Source organism: Heyndrickxia faecalis (genome assembly GCF_040267745.1).
In the GTDB taxonomy this organism is placed as follows: Bacteria; Bacillota; Bacilli; order Bacillales; family Bacillaceae_C; genus Weizmannia; species Weizmannia faecalis.
The window spans coordinates 971,627-991,632 of record NZ_CP158453.1; the positions used below are offsets into that span (position 1 = coordinate 971,627).

The window sequence follows — 20,006 nt, forward strand, 5'->3', positions numbered from 1 at the left end:
AAAACACTTCCCTTCATTCCATATTCTCTTTGGCTGTTCACAACTTGCGCAATATTCTTTATAACATATACACAAATTTTAAATAGGTACCTGTCCCGGTTAAAAAATCATAAAAACGGTTGAAAGCAAAAAAGCCCAATTATCATCAAATGCGGAATAAAGTTCAAATGGTATCATTTAAGAAGGGAAGGCCAGGAATGCCGCTACACCGACACAGACAATGATGACTATTTTTAAAGTAGTACTTTGGGGAGTAGTGGGAATTACCTTAGCGAATAAGGTTTAAAAGATGCTTACACGTTAGGAATGGATAAGGCCTGTCACAAATGGGGACCTAAACAGCCGTGGTTAAAAACGCATACAAAGTTACGGGTCACGGGTGATTTAAAACAGCCTCTCATCATCTGAGAGGCTGTTATTTTAGTTTTTTGCATTGGTCTAATAGTTTTACTAGGTTTCTATAAGCCATCCAAAAACAAAATCCAGATATCCCAAATACAATGATACATATTGCAAATATAAAAATTACTAAGTCCATTGTTTTCGCCTTCCAAAAAAATGATTATATAAAATAAACTGAAGTTTTTACGTCAAGCCCGGGCACCATTGCATAATGGAAGCTTTTTACAGCAGACAACAGAGCCGCGATATTTTGTTCATTTTATATAGTTTATATCTTTTAAATTATAACAAAGTAAAACTTCTGTTTAAAGATAATAAGCGTTATAAAAAGTTCCCCATATCTATCACGGTAGTAGTTAGAATGACCCTGTCCCGAAATGGGGCAGGGTCATTTTTAAAGGATTATCCTTTTAAATGTGAAAAAGCATGATCGACGGCTTTGATTGTTTCTGCGATATCTTCTTCCGTATGCGCGGTTGTGAGGAACCAGGCTTCATATTTTGACGGGGCAAGGTTAATGCCTTGCTCGAGCATCAGTTTGAAAAATTTCCCGAACAACTCGCCGTCGGATTTTTCAGCCTGCTTGTAGTTTTCGACTTTTTCGCCTGTAAAGTAAACGGTAAAGGCGCCGACTACGCGGTTAATGGTAATGGTGACGCCGTGTTTTTCGGCTGCTTCCAAAATGCCTTTTTCAAGCATGGCACCGAGACGATCGAGGTTTTCGTACACGCCCTTTTCCTGGAGCACTTCTAGGCAGGCGATTCCGGCAAGCATCGAAGCCGGGTTTCCGGCCATGGTTCCGGCCTGGTAAGCAGGGCCGAGCGGGGCGACTTCTTCCATAATGTCTTTACGGCCGCCGTATGCCCCGATCGGCAGTCCGCCGCCGATGATTTTGCCCATGGCGGTTAAATCCGGGGTAACACCGAGCATGTTTTGCGCGCCGCCGTACATAAAGCGGAAAGCGGTGATCACTTCATCGTAAATGACAAGGGCGCCGGCTTTGTGCGACAGTTCATTAATGGCTTCCAAAAATCCCGGTTTCGGCGGCACAATGCCAAAGTTGCCGACAATCGGTTCAACCAGTACGGCTGCCACTTCATCGCCCCATTTTTCAAGTGCCTGTTTAAAAGGTTCCACATCATTATAAGGGACGGTGATGACTTCGTTTGCGATCGCCTTTGTGACCCCTGCCGAGTCCGGCATGCCGAGCTGCGACGGGCCGGAACCCGCTGCGACAAGCACGAGGTCAGAATGGCCGTGGTAACAGCCTTCGAATTTAATGATTTTGTCGCGGCCCGTGTAGGCGCGGGCAACGCGGATCGTTGTCATGACCGCCTCTGTTCCCGAGTTGACAAAGCGGACTTTGTCCAGGGACGGGATCGCTTCTTTCAGCATTTTTGCGAATTGCACTTCATACGGGGTCGGCGTGCCGAACAAAACGCCGTTGTCGGCTGCTTTTTTAATGGCAGCAGCAATATGCGGATGGGCAAAGCCGGTAATGATCGGGCCGTATGCCGCCAGATAATCAATGTAGCGGTTGCCGTCCACGTCATAAAAGTACGCGCCTTTTCCCCTTTCCATGGCAACCGGGGCGCCGCCGCCCACCGCCTTGTACGAGCGGGACGGACTGTTTACGCCGCCGACAATATGCTCAAGTGCTTCTTTATACAAGATTTCAGATTTTGAAAAATCCATTTATCGTTCCCTCCTCATTGGCATTGGCCAATTTCACCATTCTATTGTAGCCTTCCATTTTCTTCCCGTAAAGACTGTCATAACCCGGTCGGCGGAGGCATACAATGAAAGGACAAACTTGAAAGGCGCCGGGGGTATCGGGCATGTTTTATTTTCTCGGCATATTGGTTGTCCTTTGTATTGTAATGAGCCTGCGCACCTTGTTTTATCCGACGTCCTGGCGCGCGAAGCAGCTTTCATTTGAACGTTTCCTTTTTCTTGCTTTTACCTACACCAATATCATGATCGGGTTCGGGTTGTTGTTTTTACTGCTCGATATGATGGGATTTCAAATTGCGCTCCATCACGGAAAGCTGTTGGAAGGGCATGATTTTCACACGCTGCTCGATTATATGTATTTGAGTGCTGTCACGCTGTTCTCCGTCGGGTACGGGGATATTGTGCCGATCGGGGCTGCGCGGATTCTTATTATCATTGAAGCGTTAATCGGCTATACCATCCCGGCGGCGTTTGTCGTAAGATCCGCTTTTGACTCGGAAAAAAAATAGCCTGGCAGGGGGATTCCCGCATGCCGGCCGTTGTCCGCCAGGGAAGATCAAAATGCGGCCGGCGCCTATTTTTGTATCCGGGGCGGCTTTTGTCTACGCGGATTTGCCGCGGGTTCATAGTGTATATTACCTCCTCAAAAAAATAACGATATCTTTGAGCCGACTTGTTCGGTTTCTTTTTTTATGGCAATTTTTTCGAATTCGTGATACAAAACTAATATATGGTTTTACAGGGAATCCCTTTAAAGGGCAGATTGAAAAAATAGCGCGGCGGCGTTTATATACGGCTGATCCATCAAATTGATGCGGAGGGGACAAGATGAGAATTTATACAAGGTCCGGTGATAAAGGGACGACATCGCTCGTTTACGGGGTAAGAGCAGCGAAAAACGATCCGCGTGTTGAAGCTTACGGAACAGTGGATGAGGCGAACTCGGCGATCGGCGTTGCGCTCAGTTTTTTGCACGGCGAACAATTTCCGGAAAAAGAAGAAATAGAACAATGTTTTAGCAGGGTCCAGACAATGCTGTTCCATGCCGGTGCGGAGCTTTCCACGCCCGAGGGAAAAGAAGTGCACTGGAAATTGAAACAGGCATATATCGATGAACTTGAGGCTTTGATTGACAAATGGGATGGAAAATTGGAACCGTTAAAAACCTTTATTTTACCGGGCGGGCATCCGGCAGCAGCGGCGATGCATGCGGCGCGCACAGTTGCAAGAAGGGCGGAGCGGGCAAGTGTTGCGGTCAATGGTGTAAATCCGCTTGTGCTGTCGTTTTTAAACCGGCTGTCCGATTTCCTGTTCGTTGCGGCAAGATATATCAATTACTGTCTTGGGGTGAAAGACCGCCCGCTCCAACCGCTTGAGGAATAGCAAGGGTGTGTGGTTATACATACTCCCGACTGAAAAAAGGCATCCTAATGAACGGGTTTCCTTCTTTTTTGAGCCCCAAAGAGCGCAGAAAAAGCAAATTACCGGCGGATTGATTCGCTAATTTGTTTGACAAAACAGGGGTTTATTTTGTAAACTCTTTATAAAGATTATAAATTAAGAATGATAATTGTTAGAAAAGAGGTGCATGGCGGTGTCCGAGCAACAGTTGAATAAAGCACTGGAAACCTTGAAACAGTCGGGCGTTCGTATTACCCCTCAACGTCATGCGATATTGGAATACTTAATTGAATCCATGTCACATCCAACCGCCGATGAAATATATAAGGCTCTTGAGGGAAAATTCCCGAATATGAGTGTGGCTACCGTTTACAATAACTTGCGCGTTTTTAAGGAAATCGGATTGGTGCAGGAACTGACCTATGGCGATGCTTCAAGCCGTTTTGATTTTGTCACATCAAACCATTACCATATTATTTGTGAAGACTGCGGAAAGATTGTCGACTTTCACTATCCTGGCCTGGATGAAGTGGAACAGCTTGCCGCGCATGTGACCGGTTTTAAAGTAAGCCATCACCGTATGGAAATTTACGGTACCTGTCCGGAATGTATGAAAAAGCACAGTTACCTGGAAGCAAAATAAAGCGCAAATGCCGGCGAAATGGTTCGTCCGGTTCTTTTTTTGCGGCTTTAAACCGGGACCTGATAAACCGCAAGCAAGGTTTTTAAAAAGTTTTAGCGGTGCAACTTTATACACTTTTATGCAATAAATCCGGCTCTTCTTTCGTTGGGAGGCCGGATTTTTCATTAGTATTTATGCAATCGGTCAAAAATCCATTAAAATTCTGCTGCCACCCGGCCGGAGATGTTTAAGAAATTGGCAAGGGCCGGGTTTTGGTCTTCCTTCCGGTACGCAATGGACAAAACGGCATTTAACGGGTGCCCTTCAATCTCCCTGTACACAATATCGAGATTAAATAATTTTTCGGCTGTCCGTGGTAGCACCCCGATTCCAATTCCGGCTGTCACAAGACCGACGACCATTTGGTACTCGGTGGCTTCCTGGACGATTTTCGGGCTGAAATCGGCGTCCTTGAAAAGAGACAGAAATTCATCATAAAGGCCCGGCCAAATATCACGCGACACAACGACAAACGGGACGTCCGCCAGATCCTCGATGCGGATTTTTTCCTTTTGGGCAAGCGGATGGTTTTTCGGCATTGAAAGGGCAGCCGCACCTGTCTGGATCTCAGCCGTTTCAATTAAAGGATCATGAATCGGCGGATGCAGCAGGCCGACATCGATTTCTTTCCGATGCAGCGCCCGAATCTGGTCCGGGGTTGACAACTCATGAAGGGAAACGGCCGTTTTCGGATATTTCAGCCGGAATTCCCGGACGATAGCCGGCAAAATGTCATAAGTCGCCGAACCGACAAAGCCGACTACCACATTCCCGAATTCCCCCCGCTCAGCCCGCTGTGCATTTTCCACTGCCCTGTCCAGCTGCTCAAGGACCTGCTTGGCCTCTTTTAAAAAAACTTTTCCCGGGATCGTCAGTTCAACATGACGTTTATTGCGGATAAAAAGGTCCACCCCGATTTCTTCTTCCAGCTGCCGGATTTGCTGGGAAAGCGGTGGCTGGGTCATTTGCAGCCGCTCTGCTGCTTTTCCGAAATGTAGTTCTTCCGCGACCGTTAAAAAATAATGAAGATGGCGCAGTTCCATCTGTATTTCCTCCTCCCTCATTGGGATTAATATTTATTATATATTATTTATAGCACAATAATATATTTTAAACATTTCCTCGTGTGGTGTAAAGTATAGATAGAAACAAGTTCGCTCAGCCTATAGATGAACGTTTTCCCCTGTAATAAACGGGGGAAAGTTCAAAATAGGGCTGTCCTTGGGAGTGGGAACTGTGGAAAAAAAGAATTCAAATCCAACCAATACGACGAAAAAAACAGCTGCAGACCTGGTTGTCGATTGCCTTGAAAAGCAGGAAGTGCCGTACGTTTTCGGCATTCCGGGCGCAAAAATCGATGCCGTATTTGATGTCCTAAAAGAACGCGGCCCGGAATTGATTGTATGCCGCCACGAACAAAATGCCGCTTTTATGGCCGCTGCTATCGGGCGTTTAACAGGAAAACCGGGTGTCTGCCTGGTAACGAGCGGGCCGGGGGCTTCCAACCTTGCCACCGGGCTTGCTACTGCGAATACGGAGTGCGATCCTGTCGTTGCAATCGCAGGAAACGTGCCGCGCGCAGACAGACTGAAAAAAACGCACCAGTCGATGGACAATGTATCCCTGTTTCAGCCGATTACAAAATACGCAGCGGAAGTGGTTCATCCGGATACAGTGCCGGAAGTGATGACAAATGCATTTCGTTCTGCCGCTTCAGCACAGGCAGGGGCAGCTTTTATCAGCTTCCCGCAGGATGTGCTGATGGAGCCGGCGTCTGTCAAAGCTTTGGGTCCGCTTGAAAGCCCGGAACTCGGGAAAGCAAATGAAGAAGCGATTAAAGAAGCTGTAAAAGCGATCCAGCATGCCAAATTGCCGGTCATTCTGGTCGGGATGCGTGCGAGCCGCCCGAAAGTCGTGAATGCGGTCCGGTCCCTCCTGAAAAAAATCGCGTTGCCAGTTGTTGAAACATTCCAGGCGGCAGGCTTGATTTCAAGGGATTTGGAAGACCGTTTCTTCGGCCGCATCGGCTTGTTCCGCAACCAGCCGGGCGATATTTTGCTTGAGCATGCGGATGTGGTGCTTGCGATCGGTTACGATTCTGTTGAGTACGATCCGAAGTTTTGGAACAGCGAAGGGGAAAGAAAAATCATCCATCTCGATGAAATCCGCGCCGATATCGATCATGATTACCAGCCGGAAATCGAACTTGTCGGTGACATTTCAGCGAGCGTTGACAGCATCAAAGAACAGCTGGCCCGTTTAAATATGAGCAGTAAGTCCATGGAACTTTTGGAACATCTCCGCAACCAGCTGAATTTGCGCGACGAACCATCGGAAAAGGCGGATAAAAATCTTGTGCATCCGCTCCAGTTCATTCATGATTTGCGTTCGTTGATTGATGACCATGTGACCGTGACATGCGATGTCGGTTCCCATTATATTTGGATGGCGCGCCATTTCAGGGTATATGAACCGAACCGCCTGCTGTTTTCAAATGGCATGCAGACGCTCGGGGTTGCGCTTCCGTGGGCGATTGCCGCAACGCTTGTCAATCCGGATGAAAAAGTAATATCGATCTCCGGAGACGGCGGCTTCCTGTTCTCCGCCATGGAACTTGAAACGGCCGTCCGTTTAAAATCACCGCTTGTGCATATCGTCTGGCGCGACGGCACGTATGACATGGTGGCGTTCCAGCAGCAAATGAAATACGGGCGCACATCGGGAGCAGACTTCGGCCCCGTTGATATTGTAAAACACGCGGAAAGTTACGGCGCAAAAGGCTTGCGGGTGAATGCACCTGATGAGCTGGTTTCTGTACTGAAGGAAGCGCTGGACTCAGAAGGCCCGGTCGTGGTCGATGTCCCGGTTGATTATAGCGACAACCTGGAACTGGCGAAAAAACTGCTGCCTAACCAATTGGTATAATCACTTACTGCGGCGGGCAGCTGCTATAACTTGGACTCAGCCGGCACAAATTTTTCAGGATACGATAGAAAGAAGGGGTTTACCATGCGTACTGCTGCAGAAAATCAAAATACAGAGCAAATTTTAACAAGCCGGACCGATGAAGTATACCAATTGTCCACGATGACATCGCTTCTTGACGGCGTATACGAAAGCGACAAGACGTTTGCTGAATTAAAAAAGTTCGGCGATTTCGGCATCGGCACTTTCAACCATTTGGACGGGGAATTGATTGCCTTTGACAATGCGTTCTATCAGCTGAAGGACGGGACGGCAAAACGTGTACAGCCTGAAGACAAGTCACCGTTTTGCTCGCTTGCACATTTTTCGGAGGATATCACCTATACAGCTGAAGGTCCTCTAGCAAAACCCGAACTGGAAGACTTGATCAAAGATCTCGTCCGCAGCGAAAATTTATTTTATGCCATTCGTGTGGACGGTGTTTTTAAAAAAATGAACACAAGAACCGTCTCCTACCAGGAAAAACCGGTTCCCATGACGGAAGCGGTGAAATCCCAGCCGGTTTACTCGTTTGAAAATACAAAAGGAACGCTTGCTGGTTTTTGGACGCCGATGTTTGCACAAGGAATCGCGGTCGCCGGCTTCCACCTCCATTTTATTGACGACAAACGCACCGGCGGCGGCCATGTCTTTGACTATGTGCTTGACTACGGGACGATCCGGATCAGCAAAAAAACGCATATGCATCTGGAACTTCCGGAAACAGACGCTTTTTTAAATGCGAACCTTTCCCGCGCCAATTTGGCAGAGGAACTGGAAAAGACAGAAGGCTGAACGAAGGCGAAGACGGCCCGCATCCGGCGAAAACCGGATGCGGGTTTCTTCAAATTGGGCGGGGCTTGCCTGACTCCGGCAACCTAGGCTTTTTCATCTCCACCCCGCCTGTCACTTCTGCAATCGCTTACGATTATATGATTCGTCAAACGCTTTTCCCTCAAGCTCAGGATCCAGTGTCAGCGGCTCGTTGCAATGCATGCAAATATCTACCCGGCCCAGCATTTTTGTCGGCTTGCCGCAGCCCGGGCATACAACCTGCACCGCTTTCGTCGAGAGCATGCCGATCCAGAAATAAACCACTGTGCTCAATAAAATAAAGAACAGGCCGAACAGCATAAAAAGGGTTACAACAACCGGATGCGCCCGGAAAAACAGCCCGATATACATGACGATAAATCCGGAAAAAATCAAGCTTAAGGCAAATGTCCGAATTTTATTGATTTTGCTTGAATACTTTGCCAATACCATTCCCCCTTTCTTTTAATATAACATAACTGGCGAAAAAGGAAGGAATGCAATATACTGAAATTTGTTTCGAAAATTTGCAGGGGATTTCCCGGGATTTGCAGAAATACGTTCATAGAAAGCATGATGGAGGAATGACGCATGAGAGACATTTTAAGGCCGATTTACCAGGAAAGGGCAAGCCTTCCAAATACCCTTTCTGTCCTGTATATTGAAAAAAAGCCGGATGAAGATGCCGCAACCAATTTGTTCGACGCCATTCTCTTCATCATTGTCAAAGAGCAGGACCAGCCGCTCTACGTCAAGCATTACCGCTATGAAGACAAAAAAGCCGCCTTATATGTCGTGGCAGAGAACCAGTTGAAAGAGTGGATGCTGTACGGGACAAACAGCAATATATTTGAATGGATTACAGAAGGGCTGATCTTATTTGACCGGAATGAGTACATGGCACGTTTAAAAGATGAAGTAAGGGATTTTCCGTTTCATGAACGAAAGGTCAAAATCGGCACGGAATTTGCCAAATTGATCCGTCGGTATTTAAACGGGAAAGACTTCTTCAAACAGCGCCAGTACCTCGATGCCTATAATCACATCATTCACGCCTTGCACCATCTCGCCAGACTCGCGGTGATCGAAAACGGCTTTCACCCGGAAATAACCGTCTGGAACCAGGTAAAGCAAATTGATCTGCAAATCTTCAAGTTGTACGAAGAACTGGTAACAAGTGAAGAGTCGCTGGAAAAGCGCCTTGAACTGCTCTTTCTTGCGAGTGAATTCCACATTTATTCGAAGACATCGTTTGGCGCGCAGCATTTACTGGAACTGATGGAAGAACGGGAAGAATGGACAATTGACGAACTGCTTTTCCATCCAGGCCTTCAATCGTACAGTATTGACTTGCCTGTTCTGCTTGAATTTTTAATTGAAAAAAATATGATCGAGGAAATTACAGTGCCGACAAAGGGGCCTGAAATCTTCCATAGACGGTACCGGATTCCAAAAAAACAATAAAAAAATATCAAATTTAGTATTGACGCATAATAAATAACTTGGTATAGTTATATACGTCGCTGATGAACATGAAAGAGCAACGACGAAAGACGAAAAAAGTTATTGACAAAGACTTCGTTATGATGGTATAATAATTTAGTCACTGTCAAAACGGATTGTTCCTTGAAAACTGGACAAAACGAAACGTCAAATTCTTTTTGAGCTTTTATCAAACATCTTTACTGAGAGTTTGATCCTGGCTCAGGACGAACGCTGGCGGCGTGCCTAATACATGCAAGTCGTGCGGACCTTTTAAAAGCTTGCTTTTAAAAGGTTAGCGGCGGACGGGTGAGTAACACGTGGGCAACCTGCCTGTAAGATCGGGATAACGCCGGGAAACCGGGGCTAATACCGGATAGTTTTTTCCTCCGCATGGAGGAAAAAGGAAAGACGGCTTCGGCTGTCACTTACAGATGGGCCCGCGGCGCATTAGCTAGTTGGTGGGGTAACGGCTCACCAAGGCAACGATGCGTAGCCGACCTGAGAGGGTGATCGGCCACATTGGGACTGAGACACGGCCCAAACTCCTACGGGAGGCAGCAGTAGGGAATCTTCCGCAATGGACGAAAGTCTGACGGAGCAACGCCGCGTGAGTGAAGAAGGCCTTCGGGTCGTAAAACTCTGTTGCCGGGGAAGAACAAGTGCCGTTCGAACAGGGCGGCGCCTTGACGGTACCCGGCCAGAAAGCCACGGCTAACTACGTGCCAGCAGCCGCGGTAATACGTAGGTGGCAAGCGTTGTCCGGAATTATTGGGCGTAAAGCGCGCGCAGGCGGCTTCTTAAGTCTGATGTGAAATCTTGCGGCTCAACCGCAAGCGGTCATTGGAAACTGGGAGGCTTGAGTGCAGAAGAGGAGAGTGGAATTCCACGTGTAGCGGTGAAATGCGTAGAGATGTGGAGGAACACCAGTGGCGAAGGCGGCTCTCTGGTCTGTAACTGACGCTGAGGCGCGAAAGCGTGGGGAGCAAACAGGATTAGATACCCTGGTAGTCCACGCCGTAAACGATGAGTGCTAAGTGTTAGAGGGTTTCCGCCCTTTAGTGCTGCAGCTAACGCATTAAGCACTCCGCCTGGGGAGTACGGCCGCAAGGCTGAAACTCAAAGGAATTGACGGGGGCCCGCACAAGCGGTGGAGCATGTGGTTTAATTCGAAGCAACGCGAAGAACCTTACCAGGTCTTGACATCCTCTGACCTCCCTGGAGACAGGGCCTTCCCCTTCGGGGGACAGAGTGACAGGTGGTGCATGGTTGTCGTCAGCTCGTGTCGTGAGATGTTGGGTTAAGTCCCGCAACGAGCGCAACCCTTGACCTTAGTTGCCAGCATTCAGTTGGGCACTCTAAGGTGACTGCCGGTGACAAACCGGAGGAAGGTGGGGATGACGTCAAATCATCATGCCCCTTATGACCTGGGCTACACACGTGCTACAATGGATGGTACAAAGGGCTGCGAGACCGCGAGGTTAAGCCAATCCCAGAAAACCATTCCCAGTTCGGATTGCAGGCTGCAACCCGCCTGCATGAAGCCGGAATCGCTAGTAATCGCGGATCAGCATGCCGCGGTGAATACGTTCCCGGGCCTTGTACACACCGCCCGTCACACCACGAGAGTTTGTAACACCCGAAGTCGGTGAGGTAACCTTTATGGAGCCAGCCGCCGAAGGTGGGACAGATGATTGGGGTGAAGTCGTAACAAGGTAGCCGTATCGGAAGGTGCGGCTGGATCACCTCCTTTCTAAGGGGAAAAGCGTAGGGCGCTCGTTCATCGGTGTACGGATTTCGTAGTCTTCGACTGAGATAAAGGAAACACGATGAGCCTTAAAGGCGAATCGATGTTGACTTATCGTAGGGAGAAGACGTAGAAATACGCTAGCCGATAGCGCCCGGAGCTAGACAGAAAAGGAAAACTTCGTTTTCCACAATTAAGTTTGACGTTTCCGTTTTGTTCAGTTTTGAAGGTTCAATCCTTCAGTATGTGTTCTTTGAAAACCGGATAGGAGAAACAAACCAAGTAAACCGAGAATCGCTTATTTTTGGATTTAAACCTTTTTATGGTTAAGTTAGAAAGGGCGCACGGTGGATGCCTTGGCACTAGGAGCCGATGAAGGACGGTACAAACACCGATATGCTCCGGGGAGCTGTACGTAAGCTTTGATCCGGAGATTTCCGAATGGGGAAACCCCCTGTCTTTAATCGGACAGGATTCCTGCCTGAATCCATAGGGCAGGAAGGGCACACCCGGGGAACTGAAACATCTCAGTACCCGGAGGAAGAGAAAGCAATTGCGATTTCCCAAGTAGCGGCGAGCGAACAGGAAACAGCCCAAACCGGAAGGCTTGCCTTCCGGGGTTGTAGGACACTCATATGGGAGTTACAAAAGAACGGGGTAAGTGAAGCGGCCTGGAAAGGCCTGCCGGAGAAGGTAAAAGCCCTGTAACTGACACTTCGTTCTCTCCCGAGTGGATCCTGAGTACGGCGGGACACGAGGAATCCCGCCGGAATCCGGGAGGACCATCTCCCAAGGCTAAATACTCCCTAGTGACCGATAGTGAACTAGTACCGTGAGGGAAAGGTGAAAAGCACCCCGGGAGGGGAGTGAAAGAGATCCTGAAACCGTGTGCCTACAAGTAGTCAGAGCCCGTTAACGGGTGATGGCGTGCCTTTTGTAGAATGAACCGGCGAGTTACGGTCTCATGCAAGGTTAAGCTGAAGAAGCGGAGCCGCAGCGAAAGCGAGTCTGAACAGGGCGAAAGAGTATGAGGCCGCAGACCCGAAACCAGGTGATCTACCCATGTCCAGGGTGAAGGCAAGGTAACACTTGCTGGAGGCCCGAACCCACGCACGTTGAAAAGTGCGGGGATGAGGTGTGGGTAGCGGAGAAATTCCAATCGAACTTGGAGATAGCTGGTTCTCTCCGAAATAGCCTTAGGGCTAGCCTCAAGCGAAGAGTTTTGGAGGTAGAGCACTGTTTGGACGAGGGGCCCTCATCGGGTTACCGAATTCAGACAAACTCCGAATGCCAAAAACTTATGCTTGGGAGTCAGACTGTGAGTGATAAGATCCATGGTCGAAAGGGAAACAGCCCAGACCGCCAGCTAAGGTCCCAAAGTATACGTTAAGTGGAAAAGGATGTGGCGTTGCTTAGACAACCAGGATGTTGGCTTAGAAGCAGCCATCATTCAAAGAGTGCGTAATAGCTCACTGGTCGAGTGACGCTGCGCCGAAAATGTACCGGGGCTAAACGTATCACCGAAGCTGCGGATGGACACCATTTGGTGTCCGTGGTAGGAGAGCGTTCTAAGGGCGTTGAAGCCGGACCGGAAGGACCGGTGGAGTGCTTAGAAGTGAGAATGCCGGTATGAGTAGCGAAAGAAGGGTGAGAATCCCTTCCACCGAATGCCTAAGGTTTCCTGAGGAAGGCTCGTCCGCTCAGGGTTAGTCGGGGCCTAAGCCGAGGCCGAAAGGCGTAGGCGATGGACAACAGGTTGATATTCCTGTACCGCCTCTTCACCGTTTGAACGATGGGGGGACGCAGGAGGATAGGGCAAGCGCGACACTGGTTGATCGCGTCCAAGCAGTTAGGCCGGTGCGGAGGCAAATCCTTCGCGCCAAGGCGGAGCTGTGATGGCGAGGGAAATTTTAGTACCGAAGTTCCTGATTCCACACTGCCAAGAAAAGCCTCTAGTGAGGTGAAAGGCGCCCGTACCGCAAACCGACACAGGTAGGCGAGGAGAGAATCCTAAGGTGAGCGAGAGAACTCTCGTTAAGGAACTCGGCAAAATGACCCCGTAACTTCGGGAGAAGGGGTGCTTTTTGGGGTGTATGCCCCGGGAAGCCGCAGTGAATAGGCCCAGGCGACTGTTTAGCAAAAACACAGGTCTCTGCGAAGCCGCAAGGCGAAGTATAGGGGCTGACACCTGCCCGGTGCTGGAAGGTTAAGGAGAGGGGTTAGCCGTAAGGCGAAGCTCTGAACTGAAGCCCCAGTAAACGGCGGCCGTAACTATAACGGTCCTAAGGTAGCGAAATTCCTTGTCAGGTAAGTTCTGACCCGCACGAAAGGTGTAACGATCTGGGCACTGTCTCAACGAGAGACTCGGTGAAATTATAGTACCTGTGAAGATGCAGGTTACCCGCGACAGGACGGAAAGACCCCATGGAGCTTTACTGCAGCCTGATATTGAATTTCGGTACAGCTTGTACAGGATAGGTAGGAGCCTTGGAAACCGGAGCGCCAGCTTCGGCGGAGGCATCGGTGGGATACTACCCTGGCTGTATTGAAATTCTAACCCGCACCCCTTACCGGGGTGGGAGACAGTGTCAGGCAGGCAGTTTGACTGGGGCGGTCGCCTCCTAAAAGGTAACGGAGGCGCCCAAAGGTTCCCTCAGAATGGTTGGAAATCATTCGCAGAGTGTAAAGGCATAAGGGAGCTTGACTGCGAGACTTACAAGTCGAGCAGGGACGAAAGTCGGGCTTAGTGATCCGGTGGTTCCGCATGGAAGGGCCATCGCTCAACGGATAAAAGCTACCCTGGGGATAACAGGCTGATCTCCCCCAAGAGTCCACATCGACGGGGAGGTTTGGCACCTCGATGTCGGCTCATCGCATCCTGGGGCTGTAGTCGGTCCCAAGGGTTGGGCTGTTCGCCCATTAAAGCGGTACGCGAGCTGGGTTCAGAACGTCGTGAGACAGTTCGGTCCCTATCCGTCGCGGGCGCAGGAAATTTGAGAGGAGCTGTCCTTAGTACGAGAGGACCGGGATGGACGCACCGCTGGTGTACCAGTTGTCTTGCCAAAGGCATCGCTGGGTAGCTATGTGCGGAAGGGATAAGTGCTGAAAGCATCTAAGCATGAAGCCCCCCTCAAGATGAGATTTCCCACAGTTTATACTGGTAAGATCCCTGAAAGATGATCAGGTTGATAGGTCCGGGGTGGAAGCGCGGCGACGCGTGGAGCTGACGGATACTAATCGATCGAGGACTTAACCAAATAGAAAAGTGAAGGCCGCCTTGAAAAAGGTGCGCTGGAGCTAGACAATTCTCAAAGTTAGAAGTAAAAACGCATTCTCCGTTTACAGTTTTTTCTCCCATCCGGTTTTCAGGGAATCACATAATTCCTGTTGATAAGAAATGAAAACTTTGTTATAATGATTTTTGTCATTAAGGTCCGGTGGCGATGGCGGAAAGGTCACACCCGTTCCCATCCCGAACACGGAAGTTAAGCTTTCCAGCGCCGATGGTAGTTGGGGGTTTCCCCCTGCGAGAGTAGGACGCTGCCGGGCTTGTATTCCGCAGTAGCTCAGTGGTAGAGCAATCGGCTGTTAACCGATCGGTCGTAGGTTCGAATCCTACCTGCGGAGCCATCATGGAGAGCTGTCCGAGAGGCCGAAGGAGCACGATTGGAAATCGTGTAGGCGGCTAAAAGCTGTCTCAAGGGTTCGAATCCCTTGCTCTCCGTCATGATCCATATGGCCCGTTGGTCAAGCGGTTAAGACACCGCCCTTTCACGGCGGTAACACGGGTTCGAATCCCGTACGGGTCATCATTATAACTGGAGGATTAGCTCAGCTGGGAGAGCGTCTGCCTTACAAGCAGAGGGTCGGCGGTTCGATCCCGTCATCCTCCACCATTTTATCATCGCGGGGTGGAGCAGTCTGGTAGCTCGTCGGGCTCATAACCCGAAGGTCGCAGGTTCAAATCCTGCCCCCGCAATTTACATATAAAGGTCCCGTAGTGTAGCGGTTATCACGCCTGCCTGTCACGCAGGAGATCGCGGGTTCGATTCCCGTCGGGACCGCCATCCATTTTACATAATTGTGGCTCGGTAGCTCAGTCGGTAGAGCAAAGGACTGAAAATCCTTGTGTCGGCGGTTCGATTCCGTCCCGAGCCACCATTTGGCCGGTCTAGCTCAATTGGTAGAGCAACTGACTTGTAATCAGTAGGTTGGGGGTTCAAGTCCTCTGGCCGGCACCACGCAATATGGAGGGGTAGCGAAGTGGCTAAACGCGGCGGACTGTAAATCCGCTCCCTCAGGGTTCGGCGGTTCGAATCCGTCCCCCTCCATTTTTTAAAGGGGCATAGTTTAAAGGTAGAACAGAGGTCTCCAAAACCTCCAGTGTGGGTTCGATTCCTACTGCCCCTGCCATTATGATGGCGGTTGTGGCGAAGTGGTTAACGCACCGGATTGTGGCTCCGGCATTCGTGGGTTCGATTCCCACCATCCGCCCCATATTTATTGGGCCATAGCCAAGCGGTAAGGCAACGGACTTTGACTCCGTCATGCGCTGGTTCGAATCCAGCTGGCCCAGTATGCGGAAGTAGTTCAGTGGTAGAACATCACCTTGCCAAGGTGGGGGTCGCGGGTTCGAATCCCGTCTTCCGCTCCATTGATGGCGGCATAGCCAAGAGGTAAGGCAGAGGTCTGCAAAACCTTTATCACCGGTTCGATTCCGGTTGCCGCCTCCATCATATCATGCCGGTGTGGCGGAATTGGCAGACGCGCACGACTCAAAATCGTGTTCCTTCGGGAGTGTCGGTTCGACCCCGACCACCGGTATAATAGCATCACATTGAAAGCTGATGCCAAATGGAACGCTTCTCAAGATAAAGAGAAGCGTTTTTTTATTGCAATTATATTATTGAAGCCGAGGCCAATTTAAGTGGCTGCTTGAAAGCGTACACTTGTGAGTATCTATAGTTGTTTAACTTGTACAAAAAGGGAATTGATCTAATAAGAAAGGTTTGGAAATACTATCTTAGATTTTCCTTTTATAATGAGAACAGAACTGGGCAGCCTACTATTTACTAGGGTTGTTTTTTCTTTTTTTTACCGTAATCGTCCCATCTTTTTCAAGATAGGCCTGGTCAATTTCATCAAGCAAAAATACGCCCTGCTTTCTCAATAACTCCGACAGTTGATTCATATCAATTTTATTTTTTTTCAGTACGACTTTGTTAATTTTTCCTTTATCGATAATCACCGTTTTATCCCCGATAAGGAATTTTTCCAGTTTATCATAGCGATAAATGAGGATGTCAAAAATGATTTTAATGATGACCTAAACAGAAAGCATCACAAGAATGTAGTACCATTTTACACTTGGGTCATAAAGGCCGTTGCCGACGATTTCAGACAGCATTATGCTCCAGATGAAGTCGATTGGCGTAAGGTTTGAAATGCTTTTGGCGCCGGTACATTTTAGACAAAAAATGAGCGCAAGAAAGCCCATAATCAATTTTAATAAGTCCATGCCAATTTGCATCGCTAACCCCCTCCTTTAAAAGGTCCGGTTTTCTCTCGATTGTTCACTTTTACGGGGCTTTCCAACGATTGATCCAGTTATGCATACTGCTTCAACAAGCAGTCTATTTTCCATTTCGCCAACTTCATGAAGTTTGGATACCAATGCTCTTTCTGCTGCTTCTATTGGGAAGCTTGTACCCGAAACACCCAACGCCCATGGGTCCGATCATACGAGCACTGTTTTTCATTGCATTTTCCCTTAATTTCAGTATCATAAACGAACGTTCTCATCATTGGGATACACCGGACAGGTTAGGCAAATCATTTTGTTTTGGGAATCTGTTATTTTACAATAGATCTATCTTCACGAGTAGAAGGAAAGGAAGCGGACAATGGGTAGTCAAAAAAAGTTGAATGACGTTGCATTTTCGGTTTTAGATTTGATCCCCGTTTTATCTGGAAAGACACCGGCAGATTCGTTTAAAAATAGCCTAAGCCTCGCACAGCATGTTGAAAATTGGGGCTACAAACGATACTGGCTCGCGGAGCACCATAATATGGTGGGAGTAGCCAGCTCTGCAACGGCTGTTTTAGTCGGGTATATAGCGGCAGGGACGAAAACCATCCGTGTCGGGTCTGGCGGTGTGATGCTTCCAAATCATGCACCGCTTGTCGTGGCTGAGCAGTTTGGAACACTGGGTTCCATCTATCCAGGCAGAATTGATCTCGGCCTTGGCCGTGCGCCGGGTACAGACCAATTGACAGCTGCGGCGCTCAGAAGGAATTTAAGGGGCGGGGAAATGGATTTTCCGGATAATGTCCAAGAACTGATGAACTATTTTCTCTCGGATAAAGAACGCAGGACGTATGCACGGGCCGTCGTGGCAGAAGGGGTGGATGTTCCGGTTTGGCTTCTTGGGTCAAGTACATACAGTGCCACACTTGCTGCCAGGCTCGGCCTGCCGTTTTCGTTTGCAAGCCATTTTGCACCAGCGCAATTGTTTGATGCTTTATACCTTTATCGGGAGAACTTCAAACCGTCCAAGTATTTGCAAAAGCCATATGTGATTGCGTGTGTGAATGGCGTAGCAGCTGACACAGATGCAGAAGCAGAAAGGATCGCAACAAGCCTGTACCAGTTTTTCCTCGGCGTTATCCGTGGAAAATCGCAGACGCTGCAGCCGCCTGTCGATAGCATGAACGGGATTTGGACTCCGTTTGAAAAAGAAGCGGCATTGCGTCAGCTTGAATATGCTTTTATCGGTTCAAAACAGACAATCAAAGAGAAAATGGAAGAATTTTTGGATGATACACAGGTCGATGAGTTGATGTTTGTATCGCATATTTACAACCATGAAGAGCGGCTGCGGTCTTATGAGATCCTAAGTGAACTGAAGGAAGATCATGCGTGAATAGGGGAGCTGTTTTGCTTCCCTTTTTCACAAAATGGTTATTGACATTTTTTACGATCTGGATATAATTATAAAAGTGACATAACAAACAGCTTTGTTTGCGATTCATAGGATCATGCCGGTGTGGCGGAATTGGCAGACGCGCACGACTCAAAATCGTGTTCCTTCGGGAGTGTCGGTTCGACCCCGACCACCGGTATCAAAAGATCACATTTCAGTTTTTCGGTAAAACGTTCCTTATAATCTAGTAAGGAGCGTTTTTTCATTTTCCGGCAGAAGTCACTCTCTTCAATCGGTGAAGGGCAGAAGGAAAGGGATGAATTTCGGTTTGCATTTACTAAAGGCTGCTTATTTGTTTTTTTCATTATTCAGTCGTAAAATAAAATAAAGAATTTAATAATAGCGAATCTAGACACAAATCACTATACTTATCAAGGCTATGAAGCATATCAGCTAGTTCCGGGCGTTCCGGATTTGTTCAGCAATCCCAATTCGCCGAAAACAAAGCATATAAGTGATATTCGTAGGCTTTGAAAGCCGTTCAAGTGCGCTGATACATAACGAATTTCAGAGGAGATGGGTGAGAGTGAAGATCAGAGCTGCTGTACTACGGGAATCAGGTGCTGCTATGCCATATGCAGCAAGCAAACCGATTAAAATTGAAACATTGGAACTCGATGAACCGCAACAAGGAGAAGTGCTTGTCAAGATGAAGGCGGCCAGTTTGTGCCACTCGGATTTGTCTGTTATAAATGGCAGCAGACCCCGGCCTTTACCGATGGCTCTTGGGCATGAGGCTGCCGGTGAAGTGGTGAAAACCGGTGAAGGTGTGACAGATCTTGCGCCGGGTGACCATGTTGTTTGTGTGTTTGTACCAAGCTGTGGCGAATGCCTGCCGTGCAAGGAGGGACGCCCTGCATTATGCGAAACGGGTGCGGCTTCAAACGCGGCAGGTACTTTACCAGGAGGCGGCATCCGGCTGCATGCAAATGGTGAAGACATCATGCACCATCTCGGCGTATCCGCTTTTTCAGAATATGCTGTTGTGTCCCGTCGTTCTTTGATTAAAATTGAAAAAGACGTTCCGTTTGAAAAGCTTGCCCTTTTTGGATGCGCTGTCATTACGGGGGTCGGGGCAGTCGTGAATACAGCCCGGATTAAGTTGGGCAGCACAGTTGCGGTTGTCGGTTTGGGCGGCGTCGGATTAAGCGCATTAATCGGGGCTGTATCAGCAGGGGCGAGCCGTGTAGTAGCAGTAGATGTCAATGAAAATAAATTTGCGTTGGCAAAAAGGTTTGGAGCAACAGATGTATTTGATTCCAAAGATCCAGATGTTGTTGAGAAAATACGTGAAGCAACTGGCGGGGGACTGGATACTGTTTTTGAGACGGCAGGTGCAGTCCCGGCGATGGAAACGGCATACGCCATCACCAAGCGCGGTGGCACAACCGTTACGACAGGACTACCGGATCCAAAACATCATTTTTCTTTCCCTTATGTAACGCTGACGGCTGAGGAACGGACGCTAAAAGGTTCCTATATCGGTAGCTGTGTTCCAGAAAGGGATATTCCAAATTATATCCGGCTTTTTAAAAACGGCCGCTTGCCAGTGGATGAATTGGTAAGTGATGTCATTTCTTTGGATGAGATAAATGAGAGTTTCGACAAATTGGCTAAAGGGGATTCATCTAGAATCATGATTCGGTTCGACTAAAAGATGATTGCCAAAAAAGGTGCCCCGTGCCGATAAAGTGGCAGCCATGTTAAAACACAATAAAGAAGAGATCAAGCAACTAGAAATGAACTTAAGTATTTACATCAAGTCCGAGCACCCATTTGCATGATGACGACTTGGTAC

The 20,006-nt window shown here is 48.6% G+C and carries 13 protein-coding genes, 16 tRNA genes and 3 rRNA genes; 27 read left to right on the plus strand and 5 right to left on the minus strand.

Annotated features, from left to right (window positions below):
* Positions 1 to 804: 804 nt before the first annotated feature.
* The gene (locus tag ABR335_RS04420) at positions 805 to 2,097 is read right to left on the minus strand and encodes a glutamate-1-semialdehyde 2,1-aminomutase (RefSeq protein WP_350346620.1); all 1,293 of its coding nucleotides are present in this window, start codon (positions 2,095 to 2,097) and stop codon (positions 805 to 807) included.
* 143 nt (positions 2,098 to 2,240) lie between these two features.
* Between ABR335_RS04420 and ABR335_RS04425 the strand changes: the two genes are divergently transcribed.
* From ABR335_RS04425 to perR, 3 genes are all read left to right on the plus strand, one after another.
* Positions 2,241 to 2,645 (plus strand): potassium channel family protein, encoded by a 405-nt coding sequence (locus ABR335_RS04425; protein WP_071452039.1) that lies wholly within the window; start codon positions 2,241 to 2,243, stop codon positions 2,643 to 2,645.
* Between the two features lie 319 nt (positions 2,646 to 2,964).
* Positions 2,965 to 3,519, plus strand: coding sequence for a cob(I)yrinic acid a,c-diamide adenosyltransferase (locus ABR335_RS04430; protein WP_014097389.1), 555 nt, complete (start codon positions 2,965 to 2,967; stop codon positions 3,517 to 3,519).
* A gap of 205 nt (positions 3,520 to 3,724) precedes the next feature.
* The gene (perR, locus tag ABR335_RS04435; protein ID WP_017551387.1) at positions 3,725 to 4,180 is read left to right on the plus strand and encodes a peroxide-responsive transcriptional repressor PerR; all 456 of its coding nucleotides are present in this window, start codon (positions 3,725 to 3,727) and stop codon (positions 4,178 to 4,180) included.
* A 194-nt stretch (positions 4,181 to 4,374) separates the two neighbouring features.
* Here the strand turns inward: perR and alsR are convergent, their stop codons facing one another.
* The gene (gene alsR, locus ABR335_RS04440) at positions 4,375 to 5,262 is read right to left on the minus strand and encodes an acetoin biosynthesis transcriptional regulator AlsR (protein ID WP_014097391.1); all 888 of its coding nucleotides are present in this window, start codon (positions 5,260 to 5,262) and stop codon (positions 4,375 to 4,377) included.
* Positions 5,263 to 5,455: 193 nt separating this feature from the next.
* Between alsR and alsS the strand changes: the two genes are divergently transcribed.
* Positions 5,456 to 7,144, plus strand: coding sequence for an acetolactate synthase AlsS (gene alsS, locus ABR335_RS04445; protein WP_017551386.1), 1,689 nt, complete (start codon positions 5,456 to 5,458; stop codon positions 7,142 to 7,144).
* Between the two features lie 84 nt (positions 7,145 to 7,228).
* Positions 7,229 to 7,978 carry an acetolactate decarboxylase gene (budA, locus tag ABR335_RS04450; protein ID WP_017551385.1) on the plus strand — a complete coding sequence of 250 codons (750 nt, stop codon included), beginning with the start codon at positions 7,229 to 7,231 and terminating at the stop codon, positions 7,976 to 7,978.
* Positions 7,979 to 8,089: 111 nt separating this feature from the next.
* On the opposite strand, the gene ABR335_RS04455 is transcribed toward budA, so the two are convergent.
* Positions 8,090 to 8,443: a YgzB family protein gene (locus ABR335_RS04455; RefSeq protein WP_017551384.1), complete on the minus strand. Its 354-nt coding sequence runs from the start codon at positions 8,441 to 8,443 to the stop codon at positions 8,090 to 8,092.
* A gap of 144 nt (positions 8,444 to 8,587) precedes the next feature.
* Here ABR335_RS04455 and ABR335_RS04460 point away from each other — a divergent pair, with 144 nt between their 5' ends.
* The 19 genes from ABR335_RS04460 to ABR335_RS04550 all read left to right on the plus strand — a co-directional run bounded on the left by ABR335_RS04460 (position 8,588) and on the right by ABR335_RS04550 (position 16,049).
* Positions 8,588 to 9,460: a nucleotidyltransferase-like protein gene (locus ABR335_RS04460; protein WP_017551383.1), complete on the plus strand. Its 873-nt coding sequence runs from the start codon at positions 8,588 to 8,590 to the stop codon at positions 9,458 to 9,460.
* A gap of 217 nt (positions 9,461 to 9,677) precedes the next feature.
* Positions 9,678 to 11,231: ribosomal RNA gene (locus tag ABR335_RS04465) — 16S ribosomal RNA — on the plus strand.
* A 318-nt stretch (positions 11,232 to 11,549) separates the two neighbouring features.
* Positions 11,550 to 14,482 (plus strand): 23S ribosomal RNA (locus tag ABR335_RS04470).
* A gap of 176 nt (positions 14,483 to 14,658) precedes the next feature.
* A 5S ribosomal RNA gene (gene rrf / locus ABR335_RS04475) occupies positions 14,659 to 14,774 on the plus strand.
* Together the 16S, 23S and 5S rRNA genes with 15 tRNA genes alongside form the textbook arrangement of a ribosomal RNA operon.
* 6 nt (positions 14,775 to 14,780) lie before the next feature.
* Positions 14,781 to 14,855, plus strand: a tRNA-Asn gene (locus ABR335_RS04480).
* A gap of 4 nt (positions 14,856 to 14,859) precedes the next feature.
* Positions 14,860 to 14,949 (plus strand) — tRNA-Ser (locus ABR335_RS04485).
* 13 nt (positions 14,950 to 14,962) lie between these two features.
* Positions 14,963 to 15,034: transfer RNA gene (locus ABR335_RS04490), tRNA-Glu, on the plus strand.
* An 11-nt stretch (positions 15,035 to 15,045) separates the two neighbouring features.
* Positions 15,046 to 15,121 (plus strand) — tRNA-Val (locus tag ABR335_RS04495).
* Positions 15,122 to 15,130: 9 nt separating this feature from the next.
* Positions 15,131 to 15,204 (plus strand) — tRNA-Met (locus ABR335_RS04500).
* Positions 15,205 to 15,216: 12 nt separating this feature from the next.
* Positions 15,217 to 15,292 (plus strand) — tRNA-Asp (locus ABR335_RS04505).
* An 18-nt stretch (positions 15,293 to 15,310) separates the two neighbouring features.
* Positions 15,311 to 15,386, plus strand: a tRNA-Phe gene (locus tag ABR335_RS04510).
* A 4-nt stretch (positions 15,387 to 15,390) separates the two neighbouring features.
* A tRNA-Thr gene (locus ABR335_RS04515) sits at positions 15,391 to 15,466 on the plus strand.
* A gap of 8 nt (positions 15,467 to 15,474) precedes the next feature.
* A tRNA-Tyr gene (locus tag ABR335_RS04520) sits at positions 15,475 to 15,556 on the plus strand.
* An 8-nt stretch (positions 15,557 to 15,564) separates the two neighbouring features.
* Positions 15,565 to 15,638 (plus strand) — tRNA-Trp (locus ABR335_RS04525).
* An 8-nt stretch (positions 15,639 to 15,646) separates the two neighbouring features.
* Positions 15,647 to 15,722: transfer RNA gene (locus tag ABR335_RS04530), tRNA-His, on the plus strand.
* A gap of 7 nt (positions 15,723 to 15,729) precedes the next feature.
* Positions 15,730 to 15,801: transfer RNA gene (locus ABR335_RS04535), tRNA-Gln, on the plus strand.
* Positions 15,802 to 15,804: 3 nt separating this feature from the next.
* Positions 15,805 to 15,879: transfer RNA gene (locus ABR335_RS04540), tRNA-Gly, on the plus strand.
* 5 nt (positions 15,880 to 15,884) lie between these two features.
* Positions 15,885 to 15,958 (plus strand) — tRNA-Cys (locus ABR335_RS04545).
* 9 nt (positions 15,959 to 15,967) lie between these two features.
* Positions 15,968 to 16,049 (plus strand) — tRNA-Leu (locus ABR335_RS04550).
* Positions 16,050 to 16,290: 241 nt separating this feature from the next.
* Here the strand turns inward: ABR335_RS04550 and ABR335_RS04555 are convergent.
* On the minus strand, positions 16,291 to 16,548 hold the full coding sequence (locus tag ABR335_RS04555; RefSeq protein ID WP_328229888.1) for a YetF domain-containing protein: 258 nt from the start codon (positions 16,546 to 16,548) through the stop codon (positions 16,291 to 16,293).
* Positions 16,549 to 16,551: 3 nt separating this feature from the next.
* Positions 16,552 to 16,755, minus strand: a complete 204-nt coding sequence (locus tag ABR335_RS04560) for a hypothetical protein (protein WP_017550138.1) — start codon at positions 16,753 to 16,755, stop codon at positions 16,552 to 16,554.
* Positions 16,756 to 17,128: 373 nt separating this feature from the next.
* On the opposite strand from ABR335_RS04560, the gene ABR335_RS04565 reads away from it, so the two are divergent.
* From ABR335_RS04565 to ABR335_RS04575, 3 genes are all read left to right on the plus strand, one after another.
* The gene (locus ABR335_RS04565; protein WP_061565773.1) at positions 17,129 to 18,148 is read left to right on the plus strand and encodes an LLM class flavin-dependent oxidoreductase; all 1,020 of its coding nucleotides are present in this window, start codon (positions 17,129 to 17,131) and stop codon (positions 18,146 to 18,148) included.
* 117 nt (positions 18,149 to 18,265) lie between these two features.
* Positions 18,266 to 18,347 (plus strand) — tRNA-Leu (locus tag ABR335_RS04570).
* Between the two features lie 387 nt (positions 18,348 to 18,734).
* Entirely contained in the window at positions 18,735 to 19,862 is a 1,128-nt protein-coding gene (locus ABR335_RS04575) for a zinc-dependent alcohol dehydrogenase family protein (protein ID WP_014097398.1), read from the plus strand.
* Positions 19,863 to 20,006 lie beyond the last annotated feature (144 nt).